We start from the raw sequence: 25,847 nt of genomic DNA, 5'->3' as shown, positions 1-25,847 counted from the left end.
AGCATCACCAGATAGGGGACAATCGATGGACGGACGCGGCGAGACCGGTGAAGATTGGGGTCCCTTTGGACGTCCGCTGTTCAATGACCCATCTGTCCGGGCGCTAAGTCGCGTCGGTGTCGTGGATGTCGGCTCCAACTCGGTTCGTCTGGTGGTTTTTGACGGGGCTGCGCGTAGCCCGGCGTATTTCTTCAACGAAAAAATTCTGTGTGGCTTGGGGACGGGCCTGCTGGAAACAGGACGGCTGCATCCAGAAGGTCGTATCCGCGCCTTGGCGGCAATCAAGCGGTTCCAAGCGCTTGCCGACAGCATGAACATGCCGCCCCTTTCTGCAGTGGCCACAGCGGCTGTACGCGAAGCCAGCGATGGGGAGGACTTTTGCGCAGATGTATTGCGCGAAACCGGGTTGGACATTTATGTCATTGACGGCGAAGAAGAAGCCCGCTTTTCAGCGCAGGGAGTTCTTTTGGGCTGGCCCGAGGCCAATGGTCTTATGTGTGACATTGGCGGCTCTTCCCTTGAGCTTGCCGCGATATCGCAAGGCCAAGTCGGAAAGCGTGTAACCTCGCCGCTTGGGCCGTTGAAGCTGGCGGGCATACCAGGTGGGAAAAAGGGCGTTAAGGCCGAGATTTCACGCGTCGTAAAGCAACTGGCCGAGGAGATGGGCACCGATCATCCGCGACTGTTCTTGGTCGGTGGTTCCTGGCGGGCAATTGCCCGTCTGGATATGGAGCGGCGCGGCTATCCACTGACAGTTCTGCACGAATACCGCATGGCGCCACGATCGCTGGCGACCACGCTAAAATGGATCGACGAGGTTGACTTGGAACAGGTCCGCCAACGCACCGGCACCTCATCAGCGCGGATGGCTCTGGTGCCGATAGCAGCGCAGGTCTTGAAGCGCCTTGTCCGCGAGTTTCGCCCGAAAGAGATCGCCGTCAGTTCATACGGTATTCGTGAGGGATTGCTTTACGAACAAATGCCCAATCGCCTGCGCAAACGTGACCCTTTGATCGAGGCGTGTTACGTCGCTGAACAGAAGGACGCCCGCATGCCGGGCTTTGGCAAGAAGCTGTTCACCTTCCTGCGGCCGCTGTTCAAAGCAGCGAAACCCAACGAGCTTCGCCTTATCAAAGCCGCATGTTTGTTGCATGATGTGAGCTGGCGCGCGCATCCCGATTATCGGCACGAAGTGTGTTTTGACAATGCAACCCGTGCGAACCTAGGGGGCCTGACCCATCAGGAACGCGTTTTCCTCGGCTTGGCCCTGCTGCACCGGTACAAAAACGCGCGAGAAGGATCGCGCTTTGAGCCGCTTTTTGGAATTCTGCCTGAGAAAAGCATTATGCGTGCCGAAGTTCTGGGAAAAGCGATGCGATTTGGGGCCATGCTGACAATGAACGACCCAACCAAACTTGGATCTCTGGCGTGGTTTCCAAAGAAACGTCAGCTTGTTTTGACGTTGAATGATAACGGTTCGGACCTTTTCGGAGAGGTTGCGCAAGGTCGGTTCCAAACCCTCGCCGAAGCGCTTGAGGCGGAAGGCATCGTCAAGCGCCGCTAATGCGTACCAGTTTGAACCTTGCGCGTTACAGGTCAGTTTCACCAAGTGGCGCGTCGTCCGGCGCAAGCGGGATGCGGCGCCTAATAATGATATCGCCGTTAGGTAGCGTTTCGGGCGGATAGTAAGCATTCATATCGCTGAAACGTTCGATCAACTCAGCCCAACCCTCGGCCCATTTGTCTGCCATCGGCTCAACTTCGTTGGCCAGCCCCTCTAACAGCAGTTGAAAGCCTCGGTTCAGAAGCTCAGCGCCTTCTGACAGTTCCGGGTTGTCAGACGGCTGTGTCACATCGCCCTCGGCCAACAACGGAGAGGACAGGCAAGCAACGGCTAATACAGCCACGGCAGCGGTTTTCGCAATCTGTTTCATAGGTCATATGTAGGCGCGACCAACAGCGTTTTGAAGACTATAGGTCAAAGTCGATTGACACCGGGAAGTGGTCGGACGCGGTCAGCAGCGCCTCTCGCAGTTCCGGTGCGCGATAGCATTCCGGGTCGTCGAACGGATGCCAGATACGCCATTGAGGAGACTTAGCGACCAAATCTGGCGAAACCATGATGTAATCCAGCAACGCCTGAAGATATCGTTTCTGCTTTGCGATATAGAACCGTGATGTTGCAGGTCTGGCCCCAGATTTTTGGGTCAGGATCATCCGCGCATGAGGGTCAAACATGCCGATCGCATCTTCCTCGCCCATCACGATCTCCACGCCAGAACGGCCGAAAAGTTTCTCATACACATCCAGACCGGGGCCATCGTTGAAGTCGCCCAGAACGATCAGCGGGTCGCCAGCTTCCAGATGTTCGTTCACCCGGTGACGTATCCAGATACACTGCGCCATCTGCTTTCGGCGGTTCTCAATCGCCACGCGCATCACTTCCGCACGACCACGCGCACCGTGTGGTGCCTTGGATTTTACGTGCACACCAATCAGGCGCAGCTGGGTTCCAGACTCGCGATGGGTCAGTTGCACCTCTAGCGGTGGTTTGGAAAACTCGATGGGCTCGGGTGACGCATCCACGTCAACGTCGAGCTGAAATGTCGTATCAAAGCGCGGCGTGCCGATCCCGTCCACGCTTCCCAGCGGGTCATGGTGGGCGGAAAACACATTGGGATCGTACAACAGTGCGATCTCTTGCTGGGTGTGGTTGGAAAAGCCGATCATGGCCTTGCATGCGCGCAGACCAAACAGTTCGGCAAAGTTTTCAAGCGCCGTGATCGTGTTTCGACGTTTGTTATGGTCGGGCGCTTCGATCACCATAATGGCGTCCGCATCAAGCAGTTTGAAAACGATCCCCACGGCTTTGAGTTGCGCGCGACGGGTGACGTCGTGGCGACCAGACCATTGCTCGTCCACAAGCGGGTTCCCATCATCGTCAAACAGCGAATTGAACCACTCGACATTATAGGTCGCGATCCGCATCAGTCGCGATCCTTACTGATTTCTTCCCAAGCGCGGTTAATCGCAATCAGGCGTTTCTCGGCCAGTTTCACGGCCTCTTCCGGAACGCCACGGGCGATCATCTGATCGGGGTGGCTTTCGCGCACCTCGTTCCGCCAGGCGGCCCTAATCTCTTTCAGAGACATATCCGCCGTTACGCCCAGAACCTGGTACGGGTCCGGATGCGCATCGGGCACCAGTCGCGACCGCAGAGCGACAAATTTTCGCGGGGTAATTCCAAATATATCTGACACATGCTGCAGGAAATCATCTTCGGCGGGATGGTATTCACCATCCGCAATCGCGATGTGAAACAACCCTTCCATCAAATCGCAAAGCGCCGGATCGTCCGGCCCGAACATTGCAGCCACTTTTTGCGCATACAATTCGAAACCGGCAACGTCGGTGCGCGCCAGATTGAACAAACGTGCTGCGTTTTTCTCTTCGCTCTGTGGGATATTGAAAACTTCGCGAAACGCAGACACCTCGTCGCGCGTCACCTGCCCGTCAGCTTTCGCCATCTTCGCCCCAAGCGCAATCACCGCAATCGCGAAGCCAGCAGACCGTTCGGGTGGCGTGCGGAGATGCGAGAAGACATCCGACAGCCCCTCGCCTTTGGCAAGTGCGGACAGCGCGTCAGTTATGCGGGACCAGATCGACATGCCGACTTGTTACACAGTCCGCGCTCCAAAAACGAGCACAAAGCGCATCATCAAACAGATGTTTCTTATCGCAAAAGCATTGGGTTGCAGGGCATTTCCGACACACTTGGCGTCAATTGGTCAACTGAGCCACGACCAAAAATCGACGTGGACCATGCTTAAAGCTTTTCGAATTAAACCTGAGACAGGGAGCATTCGAAACGCTTTAAATAAGCTTCTGCATCAAGAGGAGGTCATGCCACTGGTCAAACTTGCGCCCCGCCTGTTTCACGCGCCCAACGGCACCAAACCCAACTGCTACATGAAACGGCTCACCGTCCGGGTTAGATGCCGATATCCCCGCGATCAAGGAGTGCACGCCCTGCGCTCGTGCCGCGTCTTCCAATTCAGTCATTAACGCACGGCCAATGCCGTTCCCACGCGCATCTGCATCCAGCATGATCGAATGCTCTTTGGTAAGCGCGTAGCCAGCACCTGAGCGAAAAGGGAAAAGGGCAGCAAAGCCAATAACCCGACCGGCAATCTCTGCGACCAGAAACGTATCAAACTGTTCAATTGCCTCGGCCACCTCTGTTGGTGACTTCTCGACGCTGTTGAAGGTGATCAACGTCTCGCGGATTGCGATGTTCCAGAGGCGCTGAATGGCCGGCGCGTCCACATTGGTCGCTGGGCGGATCATGACAGTTCAACCAAACCTTTGGGCGTATCAAGCCAAGCAATCAGCTGTGCTGTGCCCGCATGCACCGAGATACGATCATCAGCAACCAAAGGGGCTAGTGCTACGGAAAGAGCTTCGGCCTCCGGGTGGGTGATTTCTATTGCGGCAAGGCGAAGCCCCAGATCGGGCAGGTTGGGCGCGGGTTGCTTGCCTTTCCAACTCAGAAGCCCAGGTGCGCAGCCAGAGAAGGGAAGCCGACCATCCTGCGGGATCGCCATGTCCCACGCATAGACGCCGCGTTCAAGCGCAACCCGGTCGCCCATCCCGTCTGGCGCGCGATGTAATGCGTCGATCAGATCCGGCACCCGCAAAACCCAATTTGTCAGCCGCGCAGGCCCGGTGAAATAGTCCAGATCATACCAACGGGCGTGATCAGGATTTGGTGCATCCGGGTTAACTGCGATGACTTCCAGATAGATCTCTGGCCCCAACGATAAAAGCGCGTTGTGGGTGCCCATAAGCGGATGGTCTCCTCCCTCCGTCATGGGCACCCCAAGCAGGTCCTCGATAAACGCGACGCCTTCTGACAGGGTCGCGGAGGACACCACAAGATGATCTATTATTCCCAGAGCCAAAACCGTCTCCTTCTGGTCTGGGATGAAGCTGGCGGGAAAACCCGCCAGCCGCAAGTGTCTTGTCGATCAGCCGCGGTCCGAACGCACCAGTTTCAGAATGTCCTGCGCAGCTTTCGGAATGTTCGTGCCCGGGCCAAAGATAGCTTTCACGCCATTTTTATAAAGGAAATCATAGTCCTGCTGCGGAATAACTCCACCACAGATCACGATGATGTCTTCTGCACCCTGTTCTTTCAGCGCGTTCACCAGTTGTGGCGCCAAGGTCTTGTGACCAGCGGCTTGGCTGCTGATGCCGACGATATGCACGTCGTTATCAATGGCGTCCTGCGCAGCCTCTTCCGGGGTCTGGAACAGCGGTCCAACATCGACATCAAAGCCGATATCTGCAAAGGCCGTCGCGATCACTTTAGCGCCCCGATCATGACCATCCTGGCCCATCTTGACGACCAACATGCGCGGACGACGGCCTTCGGCATCTGCAAATTCTTCAACCGACTTCTGAATGGCGGCAAAGCCTTCATCGCCTTCGTATGCCGCGCCATAGACGCCAGCCAGCGTTTTAACTTCGGCGCGGTGGCGACCGAATTCTTCTTCCATAGCCATAGATATCTCTCCGACTGTTGCGCGTGACCGCGCGGCTTCGACGGCCGCTTCAAGCAGGTTGCCGCCTTCTTTGGCGCGGCGGGTCAGTTCAGCCAGCGCGGCGTCGCATGCGGCGCTGTCGCGTGTCGCGCGAATTTTTTCAAGACGGGCAATCTGGCTTTCGCGCACGGCAACATTGTCCACGTCCAGAATGTCGATCGGGTCTTCTTTTTCCAACCTGTGTTTGTTCACACCGACGATGGTCTCTTCACCTCGGTCGATCATCGCTTGGCGCTTGGCCGCGGATTCTTCGATCCGCAGCTTGGGCATACCGCTGGCAACCGCTTTGGTCATGCCGCCCATCTCTTCGACCTCTTCCATCAAGGCCCAGGCTTTGTTGATCAGTTCGTCAGTCAGCGCTTCGACATAATAAGACCCAGCCAGCGGATCGACCACGTTGGTCACGCCGGTTTCTTCTTGCAAGATGATCTGCGTATTGCGCGCGATCCGGGCCGAGAAGTCTGTGGGCAACGCGATGGCTTCGTCCAGCGCATTGGTGTGCAGCGACTGGGTGCCGCCAAGGGCAGCCGACATCGCCTCATAGGCTGTGCGGATCACGTTGTTATAGGGGTCTTGTTCTTGCAAGCTCACGCCCGATGTCTGGCAGTGGGTGCGCAGCATTTTCGAGCGTTCGGACTTTGCGTTGAAATCGGTCATCACGCGATGCCATAAGGTGCGGGCCGCGCGCAGTTTGGCGGCTTCCATGAAGAAGTTCATGCCGATGGCAAAGAAGAACGACAGGCGGCCAGCAAACTTGTCTACGTCCATACCTGCCTCAATCGCCGCACGCACATATTCGCGCCCGTCGGCCAGCGTATAGGCCAGCTCCTGCACAAGGTTCGCGCCCGCTTCCTGCATGTGGTAGCCCGAGATCGAGATCGAGTTGAATTTCGGCATCTCGTTTGACGTATATTCAATGATGTCCGAAATAATCCGCATCGACGGTTCAGGCGGATAGATATACGTGTTGCGCACCATGAATTCTTTCAGAATGTCATTCTGAATGGTGCCCGACAGCAGCGCCTTGTCGTGACCCTGCTCTTCACCAGCAACGATGAAATTTGCGAGGATCGGTATGACCGCGCCGTTCATGGTCATCGACACCGACACTTTATCAAGCGGGATTCCGTCGAACAGGATCTTCATATCCTCGATCGAGTCGATTGCGACACCGGCTTTGCCCACATCGCCGACAACGCGTGGGTGGTCGCTGTCGTAACCACGGTGTGTGGCCAGATCGAACGCAACCGACACGCCCTGCTGACCTGCAGCGAGGTTGCGGCGATAGAAGGCATTCGATTCCTCGGCGGTCGAAAAGCCTGCATATTGGCGGATCGTCCACGGACGGCCGGCATACATTGTCGCCTTAACGCCTCGGGTGAATGGTCCAAAACCGGGCAGCGTGCCCATGTGGTCCAAATCTTGCGTGTCGTCCGCTGTATAAAGCGGCTTCACGTCGATCCCTTCCAACGTATTCCACGTCAGATCATCAAGCGCGCGACCGCGAAGTTCCTTCTCGGCCAGTTCTTTCCACTTGGCTGTATCGCTCATCACGTCATCCTTTTCGTCATTTTTATCCTGCAGCCATGCAGGCAATTGCGGTGCCACCGATCAGACTGGATCTCCGGCGGCGAAATAGAGTTTGCGGTCAACTGGATCGAGGATGATCACCCCGCCCAGCGCATCGGAAATGGCGAGTGTTGCTCCGGGTCGTGTCAGGGCGACCTTAAATCCAATGCTGATTTCTTTTGTCAGGCAACCCTCGACCAATGCCGCGGCTGCCAAAGCCTGTTTTCCGAATGCGCCATCGCCGGACATCAACAGGATGTCGGTTAGGTCATGCGGCGAAAGCCCGGCGCGACGAAAAACAGCAGTTCCTTCGCGGCGATAGGCAGCTTGAGCCGTTTCCGGGTCATCATGGCTGACCACACCCTGCTTCACATCATTCTCGGTCGCGCGGAACACGGCGGCGGTGCAGCGCTGTTTGCTTTCAAAGAACAACGTTTCACCTAGAAAAAACCTCTGCTCCAGTTCTGCACGCAGATCATCGGCATTGTTGCGATCACACCCGGCAAGCCCAAGGCTAACCAGAGACAGCGAGGCCAATAGCCCGGCATCCCGCAACGAAAAGGCACGCGCTTGCCAGATCATTGCAGTGCCTCCTGCATAAAGAAGGTCGCCCCTGTGGGTAAGGTCGGCACGAAAGCTTCAAGTTTGGCACGCAGGTCTGCAACCGCATCCGGGCTGGTCGCATAAAACCCGACTTTGTTGTCACCCAGCGCACCTGTGGGTGGGGCGGCGTGCAATTCGCCCAATCGAACCCAGTTCGCGCCGACGGTGCCGTGCAGCCACCGATCGTAAATCATCACCAAGTCGACATCGCGCGCAGCCGCAAGCGGTGCGCCCCAACCTTGCGAAGGCATCGACCGCCGTGTTTCAAGTGCTTCTTTTGAGGCCAGCCCAAAAAGGTCGAGCACATAGTTCGGGTTGCGCCAGACAACCAGACCCAAGTCGTTCACGCCGACGGGCGCTTTGACATACTCATGTGCAAATCGGGCCATTTGGTTTTGCTGCAAAGAAATGCCGCGCGGTGAGAAAACCGACGAATAGACGATATTGGCGTAATACTGCACCGAACAGACCGCCATCGCGGCGACCACGGCCAGAACTGTCGTGTTTCGGAAAGCCCCCTCGCCACGTTCGGCGGCCACGATCAGCATCGCGGCCAGAAAAACGAGGATGTAAATCTCATACCGATCCATCCAGCCAAACTGCCCAAAGGCCAGGTGGCCAAGACCCGCGAAACTGGCGACTGCAAGCATCAATACAAGCCGACGGTCCCCCATCATCCGGCTTCGCAGCAGGTTAACCAACGCCAGGAAAAGCATTAGGCCGAAGCCCATTGCCGCCAGCCCGCGCATCTTCGCAGCTATTTTTGCTATAAAATATTCAAATCGCCCCATATCCGGCGCTGCGCCAACACCCAGTTTCGCGTTGACCGAGTTGGGCAGTGGGTCCAACCCAAGCGTCGTCAGGAAATACATGAAGCCGACCACCGGCAGAATAGACAACACACCCAACAGAACCCCAAGACGCGCGCGTCCGTCGAAGATCAAAAACAGTGCGGCGGCGACGGAAATCGCCATGGCTTCGAAGCGGATCATCGGCCCAAGGATCATCCCGGCGATCAACAAGACCGACACCCGATCTTTGTTACCCAACAGCTGAATGCCGCGGACCACGGCCAGCGTCGCAAGGATATGCAACGTATGCTCCATCCCCGAAAACGCCAGTTGCGGCAGGTTCAAAGCGATCAATCCGAACACGGCCAAGACAAAGCCCATGCCAGTGCGGCCAAGCGCGTCCACCACGATGCGCGCCCACAACAACGTTGCAGTCACAAGTGCCAGAATGTTAATCAGGAGCGGGATGTACCGCTGGATTTGTTGGCCGGAAAACGGTGCCAGCAGATATGGGTAGAGCGGTGACGACGCGGCCGAGGCATATTCACCGGCATTCACGCCATATCCGCCAGCGGCAATACCGTCTGCCATTGCTAGATGAATATAAACGTCATCCAATGGGTATTCGAACCGCCCGGCGATCGAATAAGCCCCAACTTGAATCGCAGTGAATGCGACCAGCACCGCGATCACGGCGATCAGGGGAACGGTAAAGCTCCGGTCCGTTGTCGTACTGGTCGCAAGTGCCATCTTTATTCGAACTCCATGATCACTTCGTCAACAGCCAGACTGTCACCAGCCCCGGCATTGATCTTGGTCACCACGCCCTTCTTTTCGGCGCGTAGGATGTTCTCCATCTTCATGGCTTCGATGGTGCACAGGGCCTGCCCTTCCTGCACTTCATCACCGGCCTCTACGTTGATCTTCACCATCAAACCCGGCATCGGGCACAGAAGCATTTTTGATGTATCCGGCGGCAGTTTCTCGGGCATCAAGCGGGCAAGTTCAGCTTGACGTGGGGTGCGGACATGAACCTTCAGGTCGGCACCGCGCGACCGCATGCGGAACCCGGCGGGAATCTTGTCGACTTTCAGTACCAGCGGCTCACCGCCGACGCTCAGACGTGCCAAACTGTTGCCCGGCGTCCAATCCGACGTCACGCGCAGCTTCGAGCCGTCTTCGAACTTGACCGTCGACCCCTTCTTGTCAGCTTTGATTTTCATTGCAAATTCTATCCCTTGCAATGTAACAACCCAGTGCTTTCCGACCTTGCGTTCGTGATTGTCCATGCGGCCAGAAATGCGCGCACGCCGGATCTCGGCGACCCGATACATGGCGGCGGCCGCGGCTGCGATACACTTCAGGTTTTCCTGCGCAAGCTCTACGCCTTCAAACCCATCGGGGTATTGTTCCTCGATAAACGCCGTGGTCATGTCGCCCTTGATGAAGATCGGATGATCCATCACAGCTGACAGGAAGGGAAGGTTGTGGCCAATGCCCTCAACCTCGAAGCTGTCCAGCGCAACACGCATCGCTTCGATGGCTTCATCCCGCGTCGGAGCCCACGTGCACAGCTTGGCGATCATCGGGTCATAATACATCGAGATCTCGCCGCCTTCGAAAACGCCTGTGTCATTGCGCACGGCGATGGTGTTGCCCTTGGGCGCATCCCCTTGCCATTTGTCGTTCTCAAGCAGCGGTCCTGCGGCCAGTTCCGCTGGTGGACGATAGGCTGTCAGGCGACCGATCGACGGCAGGAAGCCGCGATACGGATCTTCCGCATAAAGACGGTTTTCGATGGCCCAGCCGGTCAGTGTCACATCTTTCTGGCTGATCGACAGCTTCTCACCAGCCGCGACACGGATCATCTGTTCGACCAAATCGACGCCGGTGATCAGCTCGGTTACGGGGTGTTCCACCTGAAGGCGTGTATTCATTTCAAGGAAATAGAAGTTCTTGTCGCCATCGACGATGAACTCGACCGTACCGGCGCTGGCATAATCCACGGCTTGCGCAAGCGCGACCGCCTGTTCGCCCATCGCTTTACGTGTGGCTTCGTCCAGGAAGGGGCTTGGGGCTTCTTCTACGACTTTCTGCTGCCGACGCTGGATCGAGCATTCGCGCTCGCCCAGATAGACACCGTTGCCGTGGCTGTCGCAGAGAACTTGAATCTCGATGTGACGTGGTTGCGTGATAAACTTCTCAATGAAGATCCGGTCATCGCCGAAAGAAGAGGCTGCCTCGTTCTTGGACGACTGAAACCCTTCGCGGGCTTCATTGTCATTCCACGCAATCCGCATCCCTTTGCCACCGCCGCCAGCCGACGCCTTGATCATCACCGGGTACCCAATCTGGTTTGAGATTTTGACGGCCTCTTCTGCGTCCTCAATCAGACCCATATAGCCGGGCACAGTTGAGACATCGGCGTCCTGAGCGATCTTCTTCGATGTGATTTTGTCGCCCATTGCTTCGATTGCGCCCACGGGCGGTCCAATGAACGCGACACCGGCGGCAGACAAAGCCTCGGCGAATTTCGAGTTCTCGGACAGAAAACCATATCCCGGATGCACCGCCTCGGCGCCCGTCTCCTTGATCGCCTTCATCACTTTGTCGATGACAATATAGGACTGGTTGGCGGGGGGCGGCCCAATATGAACCGCTTCATCAGCCATTTTCACATGAAGGGCGTTTTTGTCCGCGTCCGAGTAAATGGCCACTGTCTGGATGCCCATCTTGCGGGCGGTTTTGATCACGCGGCAGGCGATTTCGCCCCGGTTTGCAATCAGGATCTTCTTGAACATGTCCTGTCCCTTCCGTTTATGTGTGCGCGCGGTGGGCAGAACCACCGTGCAGTTTTTTGTGCAAATTGGCATAGAAAAGCCCGCCGGGCGCAAACCCGGCAGGCTGAAACGAAGTCACGGTGCCGCGCGAAGCGGCAATTTTATCAGTTACAAATGCGCATGCCGACATCATCGCACAGCGCACCAGCGCCCGCGCCGATGACAGCACCGGTAAGAAGGTTGCCGCTGGCCGCTTTCGCGACCACCGCACCCGTTGCCGCGCCGACACCGGCGCGTTGTAAGTCGTTCCACTGGCATCCTGCCAGCATGACAAGGGCTGCGGCCCCCACGAAGAATTTGCTGATCTGCATCGTTGACTGCCTCTGGTTGTATTATTATTGGCGACCAGTTTGCCGTGATTTACAGAATTTCCAAAGTAAAATTTTCCGCTATTCGCAGCAAAAGTCGTGCATATGGCGAAAAAGAGGCCCGGTTCAGCTGCAAAAGCAGTGAACCGGGCTGAAGAAGGGGAAGGGTAATGGTTTCGACAAACCATAGCAGAAAGCGGGGATATGCTTACTGCTTGAATACGAGATTGGCACGGTTTACCCGCGTCGCAAGAACGCCAATCAACCATGCTCAGGTTTTGGGCTGGAATCTGCCGGTTCAATATACTGACGGGCGGGTTCATGCCGACTATACCTCGAAAACGTCAGGAAATGCTGCGGTCGCACGGTCCACGTCGATCACAAGCAGGGATTCATAGCTTTCAGGGTCAAAAGGATCATCGACAGCAATGACTTCGCGGCCAAACAGCCAAGACAAGCGGCCAGCATCCAGATTTCCGCGCTCGAAGGGCTGATCGCCAAAATGATCCCAAAGCGCGCCCATAAAGCCCGCATCTGCCCGGCGATCTGCGGGTCGGCGATCTGCAAAGCGTTCGCGCGCGATCAATGGCGTCGCGCCAGACTTGTTGGGGCGGCGAATGGTGAACTGGAAATCAGTCCCCGGCAGGCGTCCCGGAAAACCCCTGTGTTTGGTCATGTATGGCAAGGCCATCAGAACCCCTCCCAGATGCACATGCCGTCCTCGGGACGGTAGGCTTCAAAAAATTGAGTGGCATCGGGATCTGCAACCCCAAACTCCACAGCGCGGTCGGACAGAACAATGATGATCTGGGCAGGCATGTCTGCACCGATATCCATCATATGTGGCAAGGCATAGTCTTGGCACAGCACCGCCATATCCTCTTCCGCCTGCATAAACTCCACATCGCCTTTCTCGCGCGCAATGCGGGGCGCCAGAAAGCGAAAGCGGATCGCTGTGCCCGCGGCCCCCTCTTCACCTTCGATCACGTCCAGAAAAGTAACTTCTTGCCCCGATGGGACCTGGATAAGCGTGCCGGCTTCAAGAACAGGGCTGGATGCCAGCCCGGATACAGGCGCGGACAGCACCAGAGCGACGGCACAGGCCATCACCTTGGTCAGGCCGATAAGGCCCCGATGTCTGTCCGCGTCCCCCATGATCACAGCGGAATATTGTCGTGTTTTTTCCACGGATTTTGCAGCTTCTTATTGCGCAGTGACGCAAACGCCCGACAAATCCGCATACGCGACGACCGGGGTTGTATCACCTCGTCAATGAAGCCACGTTCGGCTGCCACAAATGGATTGGCAAACCGTTTTTCGTAGTCCTGCGTCCGTTGTGCGATCTTTTCAGCATCAGCCAATTCCGAGCGGTACAAGATCTCGGTCGCGCCCTTAGCACCCATTACAGCGATTTCGGCTGTCGGCCACGCATAGTTGAAATCCCCGCGCAGGTGCTTGGACGCCATAACGTCATAAGCGCCGCCATAGGCCTTGCGAGTGATCAGTGTGACCTTCGGCACCGTCGCCTCGCCATAAGCAAACAGAAGCTTCGCGCCATGCTTAATAACACCGCCATATTCCTGACCGGTGCCCGGCAAGAAGCCCGGCACATCAACCAGTGTCAGGATCGGAACCTCAAACGCATCGCAGAAGCGCACAAACCGCGCAGCTTTGCGCGAGCTGTCGATATCCAGACACCCCGCCAAAACCATCGGTTGGTTCGCAACCACACCCACGGTCTGCCCCTCCAGGCGCACAAAGCCAGTGATGATGTTCTTGGCATAATCTTCCTGAATTTCGTAGAAGTCGCCTTCATCCGCGAGCTTGGTGATAAGCTCTTTCATATCGTAGGGCGCGTTGGCATTTTCCGGCACCAGCGTATCAAGGCTTTCGTCAATCCGTGCGGGATCATCAAAGAATGGGCGCGTTGGCGCCTTGTCACGGTTGTTCAAGGGCAGGAAATCAACAAGGCGACGAACTTCTGTCAAAGCCTCGACATCATTTTCAAATGCGCCATCCGCGACTGACGACTTCTTAGTGTGAGTCGACGCGCCGCCAAGCTCTTCTGCGGTCACAACCTCATTCGTCACAGTCTTCACAACGTCGGGCCCAGTCACAAACATGTATGAGCTGTCTTTCACCATGAAGATGAAGTCCGTCATCGCGGGCGAGTAGACCGCGCCGCCGGCACATGGCCCCATGATCAACGAGATCTGCGGCACAACGCCCGATGCCATGATGTTACGCTGGAACACTTCTGCATACCCTGCAAGTGATGCGACACCTTCCTGGATACGCGCGCCCCCAGAATCGTTGATGCCAATGACAGGCGCGCCGTTTTGCATCGCCATATCCATGATTTTGCAAATTTTTTCGGCGTGGGTTTCCGACAACGACCCACCAAAGACGGTGAAGTCCTGACTGAAGACATATACCAAACGACCGTTGATCGTACCCCAGCCGGTGATGACGCCATCCCCAGCGGGCTTATCAGCCGCCATACCGAACTCGGTGCAGCGATGCGCTTTGAACATGTCGAATTCTTCAAATGAGCCTTCATCCAGAAGCAGTTCGACCCGCTCACGCGCGGTCAGCTTGCCCTTTTTGTGTTGGCTGTCGATCCGACGTTGGCCGCCCCCAAGGCGGGCTGTTTCGCGGCGATCTTCAAGTTCCTGAAGGATATCTTTCATCTGGCGGCACTCCTTGATTTCAAGGCAAACTAACGCCTAACCATCAATCCGGAAAGAGAAATTGGGCGAATTTGCAAACTTATTGCAAGGTGAATATTGCAAATTGAATATTTGCATATTCTAAGTTCGCAGGATGGACAGACTGACCTTGCGCGCCTAGCCATGACGAATGCCATCGCCGCCCACTTCCCGGTTTCTGGACCCCAGCACGCCACCGCATGTCTTTACGCTGACATTCGTCGCGGCAGCGGCAACTTTGTCGATGAATGTATTCCTACCGTCGTTGCCAGGCATGGCCAGATACTTCGAGGTCGACTACCGCATCGTCCAACTGTCAGTGGCACTGTATCTTTGCATGAATGCGGTGATGCAAGTTGTCGTTGGGCCGCTGTCGGATCGTTTCGGACGCCGACCTGTGATCTTGGCAGGTTTCGTTTTCTTTATCTTCGCTACATTGGGCTGCATCTATGCACCTAACATCCAGGTTTTTCTGGGTTTTCGCATGTTGCAGGCCGCGGTCGTGGTGGGGGTTGTCCTGTCTCGCGCCGCTATTCGCGACATGGTGCCCGGCGATCAAGCGGCGTCGTTGATCGGGTACGTGACCATGGGTATGTCGATCATTCCAATGATTGCCCCGTCGATCGGCGGCGTTTTAGACCAGGCTTTGGGTTGGAAAGCCAATTTCTGGCTACAAGCGGGCGCAGGTATCGCAGCCTTAATGCTGACGTGGCGCGATCTGGGTGAAACGATCACCCCGCGTGCTGGTGGGTTTGGAGCCCAGTTCCGCGCTTATCCATCGCTGCTATCGTCGCCGCGGTTCTGGGGATATTGTGCATCAGCTGCCCTGACATCTGGTGCGTTCTTTGCCTATTTGGGCGGCGCGCCATTTGTCGGCAGCGAGATCTACAGCATGAGCCCGGCCCGCCTTGGCTTCTTCTTTGGTGCGCCTGCCGCGGGATATCTCGTGGGGAACTATTTCTCTGGCCGCTATTCGATCCGCGTTGGAATGACCAATATGGTGTTCTATGGGGCGCTCATCACGGCGGCGGGGCTGACCATCTCACTTGCACTTTTTCTGCTTGGGCAGGGATCCGAATATATCTTTTTCGGTTTCATGACATGGGTGGGCGTAGGGAATGGTATGACCCTGCCAAACGCCACGGCTGGAATGATGAGCGTTCGGCCTGAACTTGCAGGCAGCGCGTCAGGTCTTGGTGGCGCGTTAAACATCGGCGGTGGCGCAGCCTTATCTGCGATTGCCGGTTGGCTGTTGGCGCCCGGCTCTACGGCGATGCCGCTTTTGCTGTTGATGTTGACATCATCCGTGCTGGCGGTGGTTGCGATCTTGCTGGTGATCCGGCGTGAAAAACGGCTAAGTCTTTGACGGGGGGCATTTGCAAATGGTATGAATTGACAATAGCAAATTCTGCAAATCAGTCACAGGAATGCCCTGTCCATGGCCACGCAAAAGCTCTACGCCGGTGTGAAACTTCGAGAAATCCGAACGCGCCTTGGGCTTACTCAGAAAAGTTTTGCCGAAAAACTCGGTGTGAGTCTGCCTTATCTGAACCAGATGGAGAACAATAACCGTCCGGTGTCGACGGGTGTCGTGCTGGCTCTGGCACAAGAATTCGGGTTTGACGTGGCCGAGCTTTCGACTGGCGACGCAGAACGTCTGGTCAGTGACATGCGCGAAGCTTTTGCCGACCCGGTTTTTTCGGACGTTCCGCCCTTGGCGGACCTGCGCCTTGCGGCGTCCAACGCACCAGCCTTGGCGCACGCGTTGCTGGAATTGCACCGCGCCTACCGGTTGGGTCATGAACGTTTGGCATCACTGGATGAAAACCTCGGGACAGACGACAGACGATCAAAGGCCAGCCCTTGGGACGAGGTGCGCGACTTTTTTCACTATTGCGACAATTACCTTGATGCCGTGGATCGCGCCGCTGAGCATTTTTCCAACACCGGGAAAAGCCGCGGCCTTGCCCCAGCTGACATGGCCGAAGCTGTTCTGAAAGACCGCGGGATTGCCGTTGAAAGGGTTGATCAGGAATCGATGCGAACTTACGACCCCGACAAATGCATCCTCAGCCTTTCGACCCGCCCGCCCCGCGCCACGCAGGAATTTCAACTTCTGATGCAGGTGGCTTTACTGACGCAAGATGCGCTTCTTGAGGCAACGCTCGATTTTGCCCGATTCCAGACCGATGAAGCCCGCGCAATCGCGAAACTTGGGCTCGCGAACTATTTTGCTGGCGCGGCCCTTTTGCCCTATGGGCAGTTTCTTGCCGCTGCTCACGAGACCCGCCACGACCTTGAAAGACTGGCGGATCGTTTTGGCGCATCCATCGAACAGATCGCCCACCGCTTGTCGACGTTGCAGCGACCCGGGGCCAAAGGTATCCCGTTCTTTTTCGTGCGGGTGGATCAAGCTGGCACAATCACGAAACGCCACTCAGCAACTCGGCTGCAATTCGCACGTTTCGGCGGTGCATGTCCGTTGTGGAATGTTCACCAAGCCTTTGAAACACCTGGACGTTTCCTACGACAGCTTGCCCAAACACCAGACGGCGTGCGCTATTTCTGCTTGTCGCGAAACGTCACAAAATCGGGCGGCAGTTTTGACGCACCAGTTCGGCGCTATGCGATCGGGTTGGGGTGCGAAGTGAAACATGCGGGTGCTCTGGTCTATGCGGACGATCTGGATGTCTCGAACGACGCGGCCTTCGAACCCATTGGCGTGTCCTGTCGCATCTGCGAACGTCAGTTCTGCCATCAACGCTCCGTTCCTCCCCTTGAACGTCAGTTGCAAGTCGACCCATATTCACGTGGCACGCTTCCTTACGAGATCAAAAGATGAAAAAGTTACTGTTTTCGCTAGTGCTGGCGCTGATCGCAACAGCCACCATGCCTACCGGTCCGGTGCAAGCCCAATCGCCACAGACACTGTTGGAGCGGAAAGTCTTCTACCAGTTTCTGCCAGCTTGGGCCAATCCAAAGAACGTGGATGCTCGGCTTGAAGAAAAACGTTTCCACGGACTGGTTTTGTGGGTCGGCAAACCCAAGCCGGGCAAGCCGACTATCCTATATCTGCCCGGTTCCGGTGGAAACCTTGCCACACGGCGCGGTAAACTTCCGTGGTTTCTTGATAGAGGGTACGGCGTCGTCGCGATGGCTTATCCCGGAATGAATGGCAGCAAGGGGCAACCGAGTCGCCAGCTTATCCAGCTTAGGGCCAATCAACTCTACGAACAGTTGCCGAAAATCGTTGGCAACAGCCCAACAATCATTTGGGGCGAAAGCCTTGGGACTGGCGTTGGGCTTGAAATTGCAACACATGGTGTTGCGCGAAGGCGGCCACCGCTGGGTATTGTCTTACAAGCACCGTATACTTCGCTGGTAGACCTTGTCGCTCACAAGAAACCGGCAATGCTGCCATTGTTTCATTCGCGCTCCGACCTGTGGCCATCAAAGCAGACGGTAAAAAACACGAAAGTTCCGTTGTTTATCCTGCATGGTGGCGCTGACAAAACGATCCCTGTTTCGATGGGGCGTACACTTTTCAAGCTATCGCCCAGTCCCAACAAAGTTTTTGTGACCCACCCAAATGCGGGCCACACGTCGATTTGGCGCCGGGACGTGTTGCTCAAGATGTTGGATTGGATAGAAGCGCTCTATTGAAACTAAAAACGCCCCGAGACATCGCCAGGGCGTTTTTTGATTATTCCCTTAGGCTGCCGTCAGCATCCGATAGATTTCGTCTTTCAGGACAGCGCGCTTCTTGCGCATTTCTTCTTCATTGAACTGATCGGTCGGCTCGACATTGGTTTCGGCGCGGTGCACGGCGCGGTTCAACTCGTGGTACTCATCAGCCAGTTTGGCAAAATGAGCGTCAGCCTGCTTCAACACGGTCATTTTTTCAGCCAGTTCCGGAAACTCTTCATGCAGTTCGTGCGGCGTGTGGGACATTCGCGATCTCTCCTATTGTCATTGTTCAGAACAAGACTGCGCGTGTTCTGTCGCCGCCGCTTTGACCCGGATCAAACAACCCGGCGTCACCGCTGAGAATTTTTCCAGTTGGGATGTATCCACGGTTCCTCGTTTGACGATGGCAATCGCCGCCCCAGAATATGATCCGACGCCTTTTCGCCCACCATGATTGACGGCGCATTCAAATTGCCGTTGGTAATTTGCGGAAAGACAGAGCTGTCAGCCACCCGCAAGCCATCCACGCCAATGACCCTCAGTTCTGGGTCGACAACCGCATTAGGGTCGTCTGCACGGCCGATACGGCAGGTGCCGCAAGGATGATAGGCGCTTTCCGCATGTTCGCGAATAAAGCTGTCGATCTCATCATCGGTTTGCAGCGCATTGCCCGGCTGAATCTCGTGCTTCACATGATCTTTGAACGCGTCTTGCGCAAAGATTTCGCGGGTCAGGCGGATACATGTGCGAAAGTCCTGCCAATCCTGATCGGTGGACATGTAGTTGAAGAAGATGCGCGGCGCTTCGTTGGGATCCGCGCTTTTCAAGGTAATCTCACCGCGCGAGGGCGACCGCATGGGGCCAGTGTGGGCTTGGAAACCATGCCCCTCTGCGGCTGCTTTTCCGTCATATCGCACCGCCATCGGCAGAAAGTGATATTGGATATCGGGGTACTCGATACCCGCCCGCGACCGGATGAAAGCGGCACTTTCAAACTGGTTGGACGCGCCCAACCCGGTTTTGGTGAACAGCCAGCGCGCGCCAAGAATGCCCTTCCAAAACAAGTTCCAATACCGATACAAGGTAATCGGCTTTTTGGCCGCGTATTGCATATAGACTTCAAGATGATCCTGAAGATTCTGCCCGACACCGGGACGGTCGGCGACGACCTCTATGCCGTGCTCGGCCAGATGCGCGGCGGGGCCAATACCCGACAGCATCAAAAGCTTGGGTGAGTTGATCGAGCTTGCCGCGATGATCACCTCAGCCTCGGCGCGGATCACCTCGATTTTGCCACCACGTTCGACTTCAACACCCACGGCGCGACCATCTTCGATCACCACCTTACGGACAAAAGCCCGGATCAGTTCGCAATTGTCATGCTTCAGCGCAGGGCGCAGATAAGCATTGGCTGCCGACCAGCGCCGCCCGCGCCAAACGGTTTGTTCCATTGGGCCGAAACCCTCTTGCTGCTGACCATTATAGTCGCCAGTCACCGGATAACCGGCCTGTTTTCCTGCCTCAACAAAGGCGTGATAAAGAAGGTTGGCCCGCGGGCCTCGGGTGACGTGCAGGGGGCCATCTGAGCCGCGCCAATCTGCGTCGCCACCATGGCCGCCATCGTGCCAGCTCTCCATTCGCTTATAATACGGCAGCACGTCAGCATAGGCCCAGCCGACCGCCCCCATTTCGGCCCAGCTATCAAAATCGCGCGCGTGTCCACGCACGTAAACCATACCGTTGATTGAGCTGGAGCCACCGATCACCTTGCCACGCGGCGTGACAAGGATGCGCCCATCCAGATGGGGCTCCGGCTCGGTTTTGAACCCCCAGTCATAAAGCTTCATATTCATGGGGTAGCTCAGCGCCGCTGGCATCTGGATGAAGGGGCCTGCATCGGTGCCACCATGTTCGATGACCAGCACACGTTTTCCAGCTTCGGCCAGCCGATATGCCATGGCGCACCCGGCGCTGCCCGCACCTACGATGATATATTCTGCTTGCATGTCCGTTCCGTCGTTTGTGGGCCTGCTATTCCCCACGGGGGAACCGCTGGCCTTCTTCCAAAGTGTCCAAATTCATGTGGTTGCGCATGTAGCGTTCCGACGCTTTTTGCAGCGGCTGATAGTCCCAAGGGAAATAGGCGCCATTGCGCAACGCCTCATAGACCACCCAGCGCCGCGCCTGGCTTTCGCGCACTTCCGCATCATATGCAGACAGGTCCCAACGGGCTTCTGACTTTGCGCGCAGGCTGTTCAATGTGCCCAAATGTGCCGGGTCGCCCGCAAGATTGGTCAATTCATGCGGATCGTCAGTAATGTTGAAAAGTTGATCGGGATCCAACGCGCAGCGGGTATATTTCCATGGTCCATATCGTAATGAGACAAGTGGGGCATATGACGCCTCTGCGGCATATTCCATTGCGACGGGGCTATCCCGACCCTCGCCTTGGGCCAAAGGCACCAGTGTCTCGCCATCCACCCATGGCTTCACGTCCTCCAGCGAAATTCCCGCCAGATCAGCCAGCGTAGGGGTGACATCCAGCGTCGACACCGGCGCGTCAACCAATCCCGGCGTCAGTCCGGGGGCTGAAATCATCAGCGGAACACGAGCAGAGCCCTCATAGAAGTTCATCTTGAACCACAATCCACGCTCGCCCAGCATGTCGCCGTGATCCGACACAAACAGGATGATCGCATCCTGCCGGGTACGCTCCATCACATCCAGCATTTCGCCGACCTTGTCGTCCAGATATGAGATATTGGCGAAATAGGCGCGGCGCGAGCGGCGGATATCTTCTTCTGTGATGTCAAAATTGCGCCAGTCATTGGCGTCAAAGATGCGCTTGGCGTGCGGATCGTGATCGTTGTAATCCATTGCGGGCACCTCTGGCAGAAGGTGTTCGCAATCCTCATAGAGGTCCCAGTATTTGCGTCGGGCAACGTAGGGATCGTGCGGGTGGGTGAAGCTGACGGTCAGGCACCACGGGCGGTCATCATGTCCACGTGCCAGATCATACAGCTTGGAACAGGCGTTATAGGCGACCTCGTCATCATACTCCATCTGGTTCGAGATCTCGGCGACGCCTGCCCCGGTCACCGACCCCATGTTGTGATACCACCAGTCGATCCTCTCACCGGGCTTGCGGTAATCCGGGGTCCAGCCGAAATCGGCGGGATAAATGTCAGTGGTCAGCCGCTCTTCGAACCCGTGCATTTGGTCAGGGCCGACGAAGTGCATTTTGCCAGACAGCGCTGTCTGATATCCCGCCCGGCGCAAATGATGGGCATAGGTCGGTATGTCCGAGGCGAACTCGGCTGCATTGTCATAAACCTTAGTGCGACGTGGCAGCAGGCCAGACATGAAACTTGCCCGCCCCGGGGCGCAAAGTGGGCTGGCGGTATATGCATTTTGAAACCGCACCGACCGGGCGGCCAGCTTTTTCAAGTTGGGCGCATGCAGCCAGTCGGCCGGACCATCCGGGAACAACGTGCCGTTCAATTGGTCGACCATGATAATCAGGATGTTGGGATTGCTCATGCGCGTTGCTCCAAAATCAAGTCCAAACAAGCCAGCACCCTGTCGCACGCACGCACGCCGCTTGGGGTTTCTTCGCGCAGGGCGTGGCGGATATAAAGCCCGTCGATCATCGAGCCGATCGTGTCAGCCACGTCATGCGCTGCCTCTCCAACCAAAGGCCGCAGATCGTAAACGAGGTTTGAGTGCAGCCGGTGTTGATAGACCCGAAGCAACCGGCGCGCGCCGTCATTGCTTTGCGACATTACATAGAAATTCAGCCAGGCGCTGATGACTTCGGGTCGAAAGTTTCCTGCTTCGAAATTGGCGCGGATGATCGCTTCCACACGCTCGCGCGGGCCCTTTGCGCCCAAAAGCGCAGCGCGCACCTGTGCACTGTAGACAGACAGAATGTGACGCATGGCGGCCAGAAAGATCTGTTCTTTGCCGCCAAAATAGTGATGCGCCAACGCGCTGGACACACCTGCCCTTTTGGCAATCTGCGTCACCGTGACGTCCAGGCTCCCCGCGCGCCCAATCTCGTGGATCGTGGCTTGTACCAACGCACCGCGCCGGATCGGCTCCATTCCAAGCTTGGGCATTGCCCCTCCAATTCCGTTATCTTGGCAGACTTGCGGTTTTTTAATTGACTCGTCAATCAATAAAAAGCAGCGTCTATTCCCAATGAAGCTGGTTTCACCCCCGCGCACACTGCGCTAGGGTTTGCGCGAGCGGTTTGGGAAAATTCCAGACCTCCGTTCAAAAGAAACCGCACCAAAAACAGGGAGCGAAAAATGAACCTCAAGACAACTCTTTCTGCCATTGCACTTTCAGCAGCAGCAACAACCGCCTTTGCCGACAATCACTGTGAAGAAGTGGTGTTCTCGGATGTTGGCTGGACCGACATCACGGCTACAACCGCGGCGACGACCGTCGTACTTGGCGCTTTGGGCTATGACACTGATATCAAGGTGCTGTCGGTGCCCGTAACTTACACCTCGATGGCCGAGGGTGACATCGATGTGTTCCTTGGCAACTGGATGCCCACCATGGAAGCGGATATCGCGCCCTATCGCGAGGCCGGCACAGTTGACACCGTCCGCATGAACCTTGACGGCGCGAAATACACACTTGCTGTCAACAAGGCCGCGATGGATATGGGCATCAAGGATTTCGCCGACATTGCCGCCAACAGCGATGCGCTGGAGGGCAAGATTTATGGGATCGAGCCTGGCAACGATGGCAACCGCCTGATTCAATCGATGATCGACGGCAACGCCTTTGGGCTTGAGGGCTTCGAAGTTGTCGAAAGCTCGGAACAAGGCATGCTGGCGCAAGTTGCGCGCGCCGACAAAAAAGGCGAGCCGGTTGTTTTCCTTGGTTGGGAACCGCACCCGATGAACGCCAATTTCGACATGGGCTATCTGACTGGTGGCGATGACTTCTTCGGCCCTAATCTGGGTGGCGCACAGGTTATGACCAACACCCGCAAGGGCTATGTCGAAGATTGCGCCAACGTCGGCAAGTTGCTGCAAAACCTCGAGTTCTCGCTGGCGATGGAGAACGAAATCATGGGCGCGATCCTGAACGATGGTGAAACCCCTGCTGATGCGGCCAGCGCTTGGCTGAAGGCCAACCCTGACGCCGTCATGTCGTGGCTCGACGGCGTGACCACGGTTGATGGTGGTGACAGCGTTGCCGCAGTCAAAGGCGCCTTGGGTCTGTAATCTGACCCCAATTCAAAGACGCGCCGGGGGTTTCTCCGGCGCGTATCTTTGTTCCTTCTATTTATGAGCAAGGCAGAGCATGGACTGGCTGACCGAAACAAAGATACCCGTGGGCAAGACCGCCAAACGCCTGTTTGACTGGCTTCAGGAAGCGGGAGAGCCATTCTTTGACTGGCTCAGCTGGCTGATGGAATTGCTGATTGATGGCATCCTCTGGGTTCTGCAAACGCCGCATCCTCTTCTTATCACAGCGGTTTTCGTGGCCATCACATGGATTTTGCAACGCAATTGGAAGACCTGCCTGCTGGTGTTCTTAGGGTTCCTGTTCATCCTCAACCAAGACTATTGGGAAGAAACAACCGAAAGCCTGACGCTGGTGCTGTCAGCCTGTGTCGTCTGCATGGCGGTCGGCACGCCTATTGGCATTGCAGCGGCGCACCGCCCCCGCCTGTTTCGCGCTATGCGCCCGGTTCTGGACCTGATGCAAACGCTACCCACCTTTGTCTACCTGATCCCTGCCATCGTCTTTTTCGGCATCGGCATGGTGCCGGGCCTGATCGCCACAGTGATCTTCGTTCTGCCCGCCCCCATTCGCCTAACCCATCTGGGAGTCAGCTCGACCCCGTCAGCGTTGCTCGAGGCCGCCCAAGCGTTTGGCGCAACCCCGCGCCAGATCCTTTGGAAAGTCGAACTGCCTTTTGCCCTGCCACAGATTATGGCTGGCCTGAACCAGACCATCATGCTGTCACTGTCAATGGTGGTGATTGCCGCCTTGGTTGGCGCGGATGGGCTTGGCGTACCGGTTGTGCGGGCCTTGAACCAAGTGAACACCGCACTTGGGTTTGAAAGCGGGTTTATCATCGTCGTTGTGGCGATCATGCTCGACCGAATTTTGCGAGTGGAGCGTTGATATGACCCGCATAACCAACCCAAAGGAAACCGCAGGCGTCGCCGTAAAGTTCGAGAATGTTTCGATCGTGTTCGGTCAATCGCCCGAAAAGGCCTTGCCTCTGATGGATCAAGGCATGACACGCGCCGAGATACAAGAGGCCACAGGCCAGGTGCTGGGCGTTCACGATTGCTCGCTGACCGTAAAAGAAGGCGAGATCCTTGTCCTTATGGGGCTGTCAGGATCTGGAAAATCGACCCTTTTGCGTGCTGTGAATGGATTGAACCCGGTGGTCCGAGGGGCTGCGCATGTGTGCGACGGCAACACGCTGGTCGATGTGACCCATGCCGACAAGAACACCTTGCGCCGAATCCGTGCGCGCCGCGTGGCAATGGTATTTCAGCAATTTGGCCTGCTGCCTTGGCGTACCGTGCGTCAGAATGTCGGGCTAGGGCTCGAACTTGATGGCGTGTCTGCCACGGAACGCAAAGACCGAGTGGACACTCAGCTGGAACTTGTGGGCCTGTCGGACTGGGCCGACCGCAAGGTTGGCGATCTGTCAGGCGGCATGCAGCAACGCGTCGGGCTGGCCCGCGCTTTTGTCACCGAAGCCCCCATCCTTTTAATGGACGAACCCTTCTCGGCGCTTGACCCATTGATCCGCACGCGACTTCAGGACGAATTGCTTGAGCTACAGCAATCTCTGAAACGCACAATCATCTTTGTGAGTCACGATCTGGACGAAGCGTTCAAACTGGGCGACCGGATCGCCATCATGGAGGGCGGGCGGATCGTTCAATGTGGCACACCGCGCGATATCTTCACTTCCCCCGCCGACGATTATGTCGCGGATTTCGTGGCCCACATGAACCCGCTGGGTGTACTGACGGCGCGCGACGTGATGACCGCAGATAGCAGTCGCGCAGACGTCAGCGTTGATGTGCGTGACCGGGTGGCCGACGTCATGACGGCACTGAACGGTCAATCGGAGCTTTCGGTGACCGAGGGCGGCAAGCCAGTCGGTCGCATTACATCAGACGACGTTATGAAGCGGTTGCTGGATCCGCGCGGCGCGGCCTAATTGGCTGGGATGCAATACCGTATTTGAGGTTTCTTCCCGACCGCTTTGCGCGGACACGCGCCCGCTGGAAGCGCGCCCAGTTGCACCTTTCCTTCGTCGCGGACCGCGACGATTTCATGTGCCCAGCCAAAGGGGCGCGCCTGAAGTGTCCAGCCTGCCAGAACCAGCGAACCGTCAGCGGCTGAGGCCGCCAAATGTCGGTCTGTATTCGGCATCAACAGCCAATAGCTGCGACCACGCAGTTTTGAATGCACCTGAGGCACTTTCATCCACACCCCGTCGCCTGCCGGCTTAGCGCAAACTTCGGCACGCGTAATTGCGCGTTCTGCGCCATCTTCGCCCTTGACTGCCTCCCATCCGATCAATCGGTCGCAGAATGTAACTGCCCCGCCTGAAGCCTGAGACTTCTCTGAGGACTGGCATCCTGCAAGAGCAAGTGCCGCCAACATGGCGGGTAGAACGAGAAATCGACGCATGGCAGTCCCCTGAAAAGTCTCAGAAAGCCTATAGCACTACGGGGCTTGG

Annotated in this window: 25 protein-coding genes; 7 read left to right on the top strand and 18 right to left on the bottom strand. The window is 56.7% G+C overall.

Annotation, left to right across the window (positions count from 1 at the left end; all coding sequences use genetic code 11):
* Window positions 1–25: 25 nt before the first annotated feature.
* On the top strand, window positions 26–1,564 hold the full coding sequence (locus tag K3556_RS04045; RefSeq protein WP_260518448.1) for a Ppx/GppA family phosphatase: 1,539 nt from the start codon (window positions 26–28) through the stop codon (window positions 1,562–1,564).
* A gap of 25 nt (window positions 1,565–1,589) precedes the next feature.
* Here the strand turns inward: K3556_RS04045 and K3556_RS04040 are convergent, their stop codons facing one another.
* From K3556_RS04040 to K3556_RS03980, 13 genes are all read right to left on the bottom strand, one after another.
* The gene (locus K3556_RS04040) at window positions 1,590–1,934 is read right to left on the bottom strand and encodes a hypothetical protein (protein WP_260518447.1); all 345 of its coding nucleotides are present in this window, start codon (window positions 1,932–1,934) and stop codon (window positions 1,590–1,592) included.
* A gap of 37 nt (window positions 1,935–1,971) precedes the next feature.
* Window positions 1,972–2,988, bottom strand: a complete 1,017-nt coding sequence (locus tag K3556_RS04035) for an endonuclease/exonuclease/phosphatase family protein (protein WP_260518446.1) — start codon at window positions 2,986–2,988, stop codon at window positions 1,972–1,974.
* Window positions 2,988–3,668, bottom strand: a complete 681-nt coding sequence (locus K3556_RS04030) for a molecular chaperone DjiA (protein WP_260518445.1) — start codon at window positions 3,666–3,668, stop codon at window positions 2,988–2,990. Before K3556_RS04030 ends, K3556_RS04035 begins: the two co-directional genes overlap by 1 nt.
* A gap of 205 nt (window positions 3,669–3,873) precedes the next feature.
* On the bottom strand, window positions 3,874–4,347 hold the full coding sequence (locus K3556_RS04025; protein ID WP_260518444.1) for a GNAT family N-acetyltransferase: 474 nt from the start codon (window positions 4,345–4,347) through the stop codon (window positions 3,874–3,876).
* The gene (locus tag K3556_RS04020) at window positions 4,344–4,961 is read right to left on the bottom strand and encodes a VOC family protein (RefSeq protein WP_260518443.1); all 618 of its coding nucleotides are present in this window, start codon (window positions 4,959–4,961) and stop codon (window positions 4,344–4,346) included. Before K3556_RS04020 ends, K3556_RS04025 begins: the two co-directional genes overlap by 4 nt.
* A 66-nt stretch (window positions 4,962–5,027) precedes the next feature.
* A complete protein-coding gene (scpA, locus tag K3556_RS04015) occupies window positions 5,028–7,154 on the bottom strand; it encodes a methylmalonyl-CoA mutase (RefSeq protein WP_260518442.1) in 2,127 nt (708 codons plus the stop codon).
* A 60-nt stretch (window positions 7,155–7,214) separates the two neighbouring features.
* Entirely contained in the window at window positions 7,215–7,754 is a 540-nt protein-coding gene (locus K3556_RS04010) for a hypothetical protein (protein ID WP_260518441.1), read from the bottom strand.
* Window positions 7,751–9,316 carry a hypothetical protein gene (locus K3556_RS04005; RefSeq protein ID WP_260518440.1) on the bottom strand — a complete coding sequence of 522 codons (1,566 nt, stop codon included), beginning with the start codon at window positions 9,314–9,316 and terminating at the stop codon, window positions 7,751–7,753. The genes K3556_RS04010 and K3556_RS04005 overlap by 4 nt, the downstream gene beginning before the upstream one ends.
* Before the next feature lie 2 nt (window positions 9,317–9,318).
* Window positions 9,319–11,367, bottom strand: a complete 2,049-nt coding sequence (locus tag K3556_RS04000) for an acetyl/propionyl/methylcrotonyl-CoA carboxylase subunit alpha (RefSeq protein WP_260518439.1) — start codon at window positions 11,365–11,367, stop codon at window positions 9,319–9,321.
* A 143-nt stretch (window positions 11,368–11,510) separates the two neighbouring features.
* Window positions 11,511–11,717, bottom strand: coding sequence for a hypothetical protein (locus K3556_RS03995; protein WP_248370069.1), 207 nt, complete (start codon window positions 11,715–11,717; stop codon window positions 11,511–11,513).
* Between the two features lie 325 nt (window positions 11,718–12,042).
* Window positions 12,043–12,390 (bottom strand): hypothetical protein, encoded by a 348-nt coding sequence (locus tag K3556_RS03990; RefSeq protein ID WP_260519168.1) that lies wholly within the window; start codon window positions 12,388–12,390, stop codon window positions 12,043–12,045.
* Window positions 12,391–12,404: 14 nt separating this feature from the next.
* Window positions 12,405–12,902, bottom strand: a complete 498-nt coding sequence (locus tag K3556_RS03985; protein WP_260518438.1) for a DUF6497 family protein — start codon at window positions 12,900–12,902, stop codon at window positions 12,405–12,407.
* A complete protein-coding gene (locus K3556_RS03980) occupies window positions 12,872–14,404 on the bottom strand; it encodes an acyl-CoA carboxylase subunit beta (RefSeq protein ID WP_260518437.1) in 1,533 nt (510 codons plus the stop codon). Before K3556_RS03980 ends, K3556_RS03985 begins: the two co-directional genes overlap by 31 nt.
* 169 nt (window positions 14,405–14,573) lie before the next feature.
* Here K3556_RS03980 and K3556_RS03975 point away from each other — a divergent pair, with 169 nt between their 5' ends.
* The 3 genes from K3556_RS03975 to K3556_RS03965 all read left to right on the top strand — a co-directional run bounded on the left by K3556_RS03975 (window position 14,574) and on the right by K3556_RS03965 (window position 18,085).
* A complete protein-coding gene (locus tag K3556_RS03975; protein WP_260518436.1) occupies window positions 14,574–15,788 on the top strand; it encodes a multidrug effflux MFS transporter in 1,215 nt (404 codons plus the stop codon).
* 72 nt (window positions 15,789–15,860) lie between these two features.
* On the top strand, window positions 15,861–17,264 hold the full coding sequence (locus tag K3556_RS03970) for a short-chain fatty acyl-CoA regulator family protein (protein WP_260518435.1): 1,404 nt from the start codon (window positions 15,861–15,863) through the stop codon (window positions 17,262–17,264).
* Window positions 17,261–18,085 carry an alpha/beta hydrolase gene (locus tag K3556_RS03965; protein ID WP_260518434.1) on the top strand — a complete coding sequence of 275 codons (825 nt, stop codon included), beginning with the start codon at window positions 17,261–17,263 and terminating at the stop codon, window positions 18,083–18,085. Before K3556_RS03970 ends, K3556_RS03965 begins: the two co-directional genes overlap by 4 nt.
* 48 nt (window positions 18,086–18,133) lie before the next feature.
* Here K3556_RS03965 and K3556_RS03960 read toward each other — a convergent pair whose 3' ends face one another.
* The 4 genes from K3556_RS03960 to betI all read right to left on the bottom strand — a co-directional run bounded on the left by K3556_RS03960 (window position 18,134) and on the right by betI (window position 22,227).
* Window positions 18,134–18,373, bottom strand: coding sequence for a YdcH family protein (locus tag K3556_RS03960; protein ID WP_260518433.1), 240 nt, complete (start codon window positions 18,371–18,373; stop codon window positions 18,134–18,136).
* An 86-nt stretch (window positions 18,374–18,459) separates the two neighbouring features.
* Window positions 18,460–20,115: a choline dehydrogenase gene (gene betA, locus K3556_RS03955; RefSeq protein ID WP_260518432.1), complete on the bottom strand. Its 1,656-nt coding sequence runs from the start codon at window positions 20,113–20,115 to the stop codon at window positions 18,460–18,462.
* Window positions 20,116–20,140: 25 nt separating this feature from the next.
* On the bottom strand, window positions 20,141–21,649 hold the full coding sequence (gene betC / locus K3556_RS03950) for a choline-sulfatase (RefSeq protein WP_260518431.1): 1,509 nt from the start codon (window positions 21,647–21,649) through the stop codon (window positions 20,141–20,143).
* A complete protein-coding gene (betI, locus tag K3556_RS03945) occupies window positions 21,646–22,227 on the bottom strand; it encodes a choline-responsive transcriptional repressor BetI (RefSeq protein ID WP_260518430.1) in 582 nt (193 codons plus the stop codon). The genes betC and betI overlap by 4 nt, the downstream gene beginning before the upstream one ends.
* A 192-nt stretch (window positions 22,228–22,419) precedes the next feature.
* On the opposite strand from betI, the gene K3556_RS03940 reads away from it, so the two are divergent.
* The 3 genes from K3556_RS03940 (at window position 22,420) to choV (ending at window position 25,322) form a co-directional block, all read left to right on the top strand.
* A complete protein-coding gene (locus K3556_RS03940; protein ID WP_260518429.1) occupies window positions 22,420–23,352 on the top strand; it encodes a choline ABC transporter substrate-binding protein in 933 nt (310 codons plus the stop codon).
* 79 nt (window positions 23,353–23,431) lie between these two features.
* Window positions 23,432–24,262, top strand: coding sequence for a choline ABC transporter permease subunit (choW, locus tag K3556_RS03935; protein ID WP_260518428.1), 831 nt, complete (start codon window positions 23,432–23,434; stop codon window positions 24,260–24,262).
* 1 nt (window position 24,263) lies between these two features.
* Complete coding sequence (gene choV / locus K3556_RS03930; RefSeq protein ID WP_260518427.1) at window positions 24,264–25,322, top strand: choline ABC transporter ATP-binding protein; 1,059 nt, start codon at window positions 24,264–24,266, stop codon at window positions 25,320–25,322.
* Here the strand turns inward: choV and K3556_RS03925 are convergent.
* On the bottom strand, window positions 25,319–25,798 hold the full coding sequence (locus tag K3556_RS03925) for a hypothetical protein (RefSeq protein WP_260518426.1): 480 nt from the start codon (window positions 25,796–25,798) through the stop codon (window positions 25,319–25,321). The two genes, choV and K3556_RS03925, sit on opposite strands and share 4 nt — an antisense overlap.
* Between the last annotated feature and the right edge of the window lie 49 nt (window positions 25,799–25,847).

The organism is Aliiroseovarius sp. M344 (assembly GCF_025140835.1).
In the GTDB taxonomy this organism is placed as follows: domain Bacteria; phylum Pseudomonadota; class Alphaproteobacteria; order Rhodobacterales; family Rhodobacteraceae; genus Aliiroseovarius.
Note: the sequence above shows the minus strand (reverse complement) of the source record. Positions and strands in the feature narration are given on the sequence as shown.

Excerpts from the sequence above, each read along its gene's own strand:
- K3556_RS04030 (WP_260518445.1), bottom strand. The coding sequence starts at position 3,668 with ATGTCGATCTGGTCCCGCATAACTGACGCGCTGTCCGCACTTGCCAAA.
- K3556_RS04010 (WP_260518441.1), bottom strand. The coding sequence starts at position 7,754 with ATGATCTGGCAAGCGCGTGCCTTTTCGTTGCGGGATGCCGGGCTATTG.
- betC (WP_260518431.1), bottom strand. The coding sequence starts at position 21,649 with ATGAGCAATCCCAACATCCTGATTATCATGGTCGACCAATTGAACGGC.
- choW (WP_260518428.1), top strand. The coding sequence starts at position 23,432 with ATGGACTGGCTGACCGAAACAAAGATACCCGTGGGCAAGACCGCCAAA.
- K3556_RS04040 (WP_260518447.1), bottom strand. The coding sequence starts at position 1,934 with ATGAAACAGATTGCGAAAACCGCTGCCGTGGCTGTATTAGCCGTTGCT.
- K3556_RS04035 (WP_260518446.1), bottom strand. The coding sequence starts at position 2,988 with ATGCGGATCGCGACCTATAATGTCGAGTGGTTCAATTCGCTGTTTGAC.
- choV (WP_260518427.1), top strand. The coding sequence starts at position 24,264 with ATGACCCGCATAACCAACCCAAAGGAAACCGCAGGCGTCGCCGTAAAG.
- betI (WP_260518430.1), bottom strand. The coding sequence starts at position 22,227 with ATGCCCAAGCTTGGAATGGAGCCGATCCGGCGCGGTGCGTTGGTACAA.
- K3556_RS03965 (WP_260518434.1), top strand. The coding sequence starts at position 17,261 with ATGAAAAAGTTACTGTTTTCGCTAGTGCTGGCGCTGATCGCAACAGCC.
- K3556_RS03925 (WP_260518426.1), bottom strand. The coding sequence starts at position 25,798 with ATGCGTCGATTTCTCGTTCTACCCGCCATGTTGGCGGCACTTGCTCTT.
- K3556_RS03970 (WP_260518435.1), top strand. The coding sequence starts at position 15,861 with ATGGCCACGCAAAAGCTCTACGCCGGTGTGAAACTTCGAGAAATCCGA.
- K3556_RS03980 (WP_260518437.1), bottom strand. The coding sequence starts at position 14,404 with ATGAAAGATATCCTTCAGGAACTTGAAGATCGCCGCGAAACAGCCCGC.
- K3556_RS03940 (WP_260518429.1), top strand. The coding sequence starts at position 22,420 with ATGAACCTCAAGACAACTCTTTCTGCCATTGCACTTTCAGCAGCAGCA.
- K3556_RS03995 (WP_248370069.1), bottom strand. The coding sequence starts at position 11,717 with ATGCAGATCAGCAAATTCTTCGTGGGGGCCGCAGCCCTTGTCATGCTG.
- K3556_RS04000 (WP_260518439.1), bottom strand. The coding sequence starts at position 11,367 with ATGTTCAAGAAGATCCTGATTGCAAACCGGGGCGAAATCGCCTGCCGC.
- K3556_RS03975 (WP_260518436.1), top strand. The coding sequence starts at position 14,574 with ATGCCATCGCCGCCCACTTCCCGGTTTCTGGACCCCAGCACGCCACCG.
- K3556_RS04025 (WP_260518444.1), bottom strand. The coding sequence starts at position 4,347 with ATGATCCGCCCAGCGACCAATGTGGACGCGCCGGCCATTCAGCGCCTC.
- K3556_RS03960 (WP_260518433.1), bottom strand. The coding sequence starts at position 18,373 with ATGTCCCACACGCCGCACGAACTGCATGAAGAGTTTCCGGAACTGGCT.
- K3556_RS03990 (WP_260519168.1), bottom strand. The coding sequence starts at position 12,390 with ATGACCAAACACAGGGGTTTTCCGGGACGCCTGCCGGGGACTGATTTC.
- K3556_RS04005 (WP_260518440.1), bottom strand. The coding sequence starts at position 9,316 with ATGGCACTTGCGACCAGTACGACAACGGACCGGAGCTTTACCGTTCCC.
- betA (WP_260518432.1), bottom strand. The coding sequence starts at position 20,115 with ATGCAAGCAGAATATATCATCGTAGGTGCGGGCAGCGCCGGGTGCGCC.
- K3556_RS04045 (WP_260518448.1), top strand. The coding sequence starts at position 26 with ATGGACGGACGCGGCGAGACCGGTGAAGATTGGGGTCCCTTTGGACGT.
- scpA (WP_260518442.1), bottom strand. The coding sequence starts at position 7,154 with ATGAGCGATACAGCCAAGTGGAAAGAACTGGCCGAGAAGGAACTTCGC.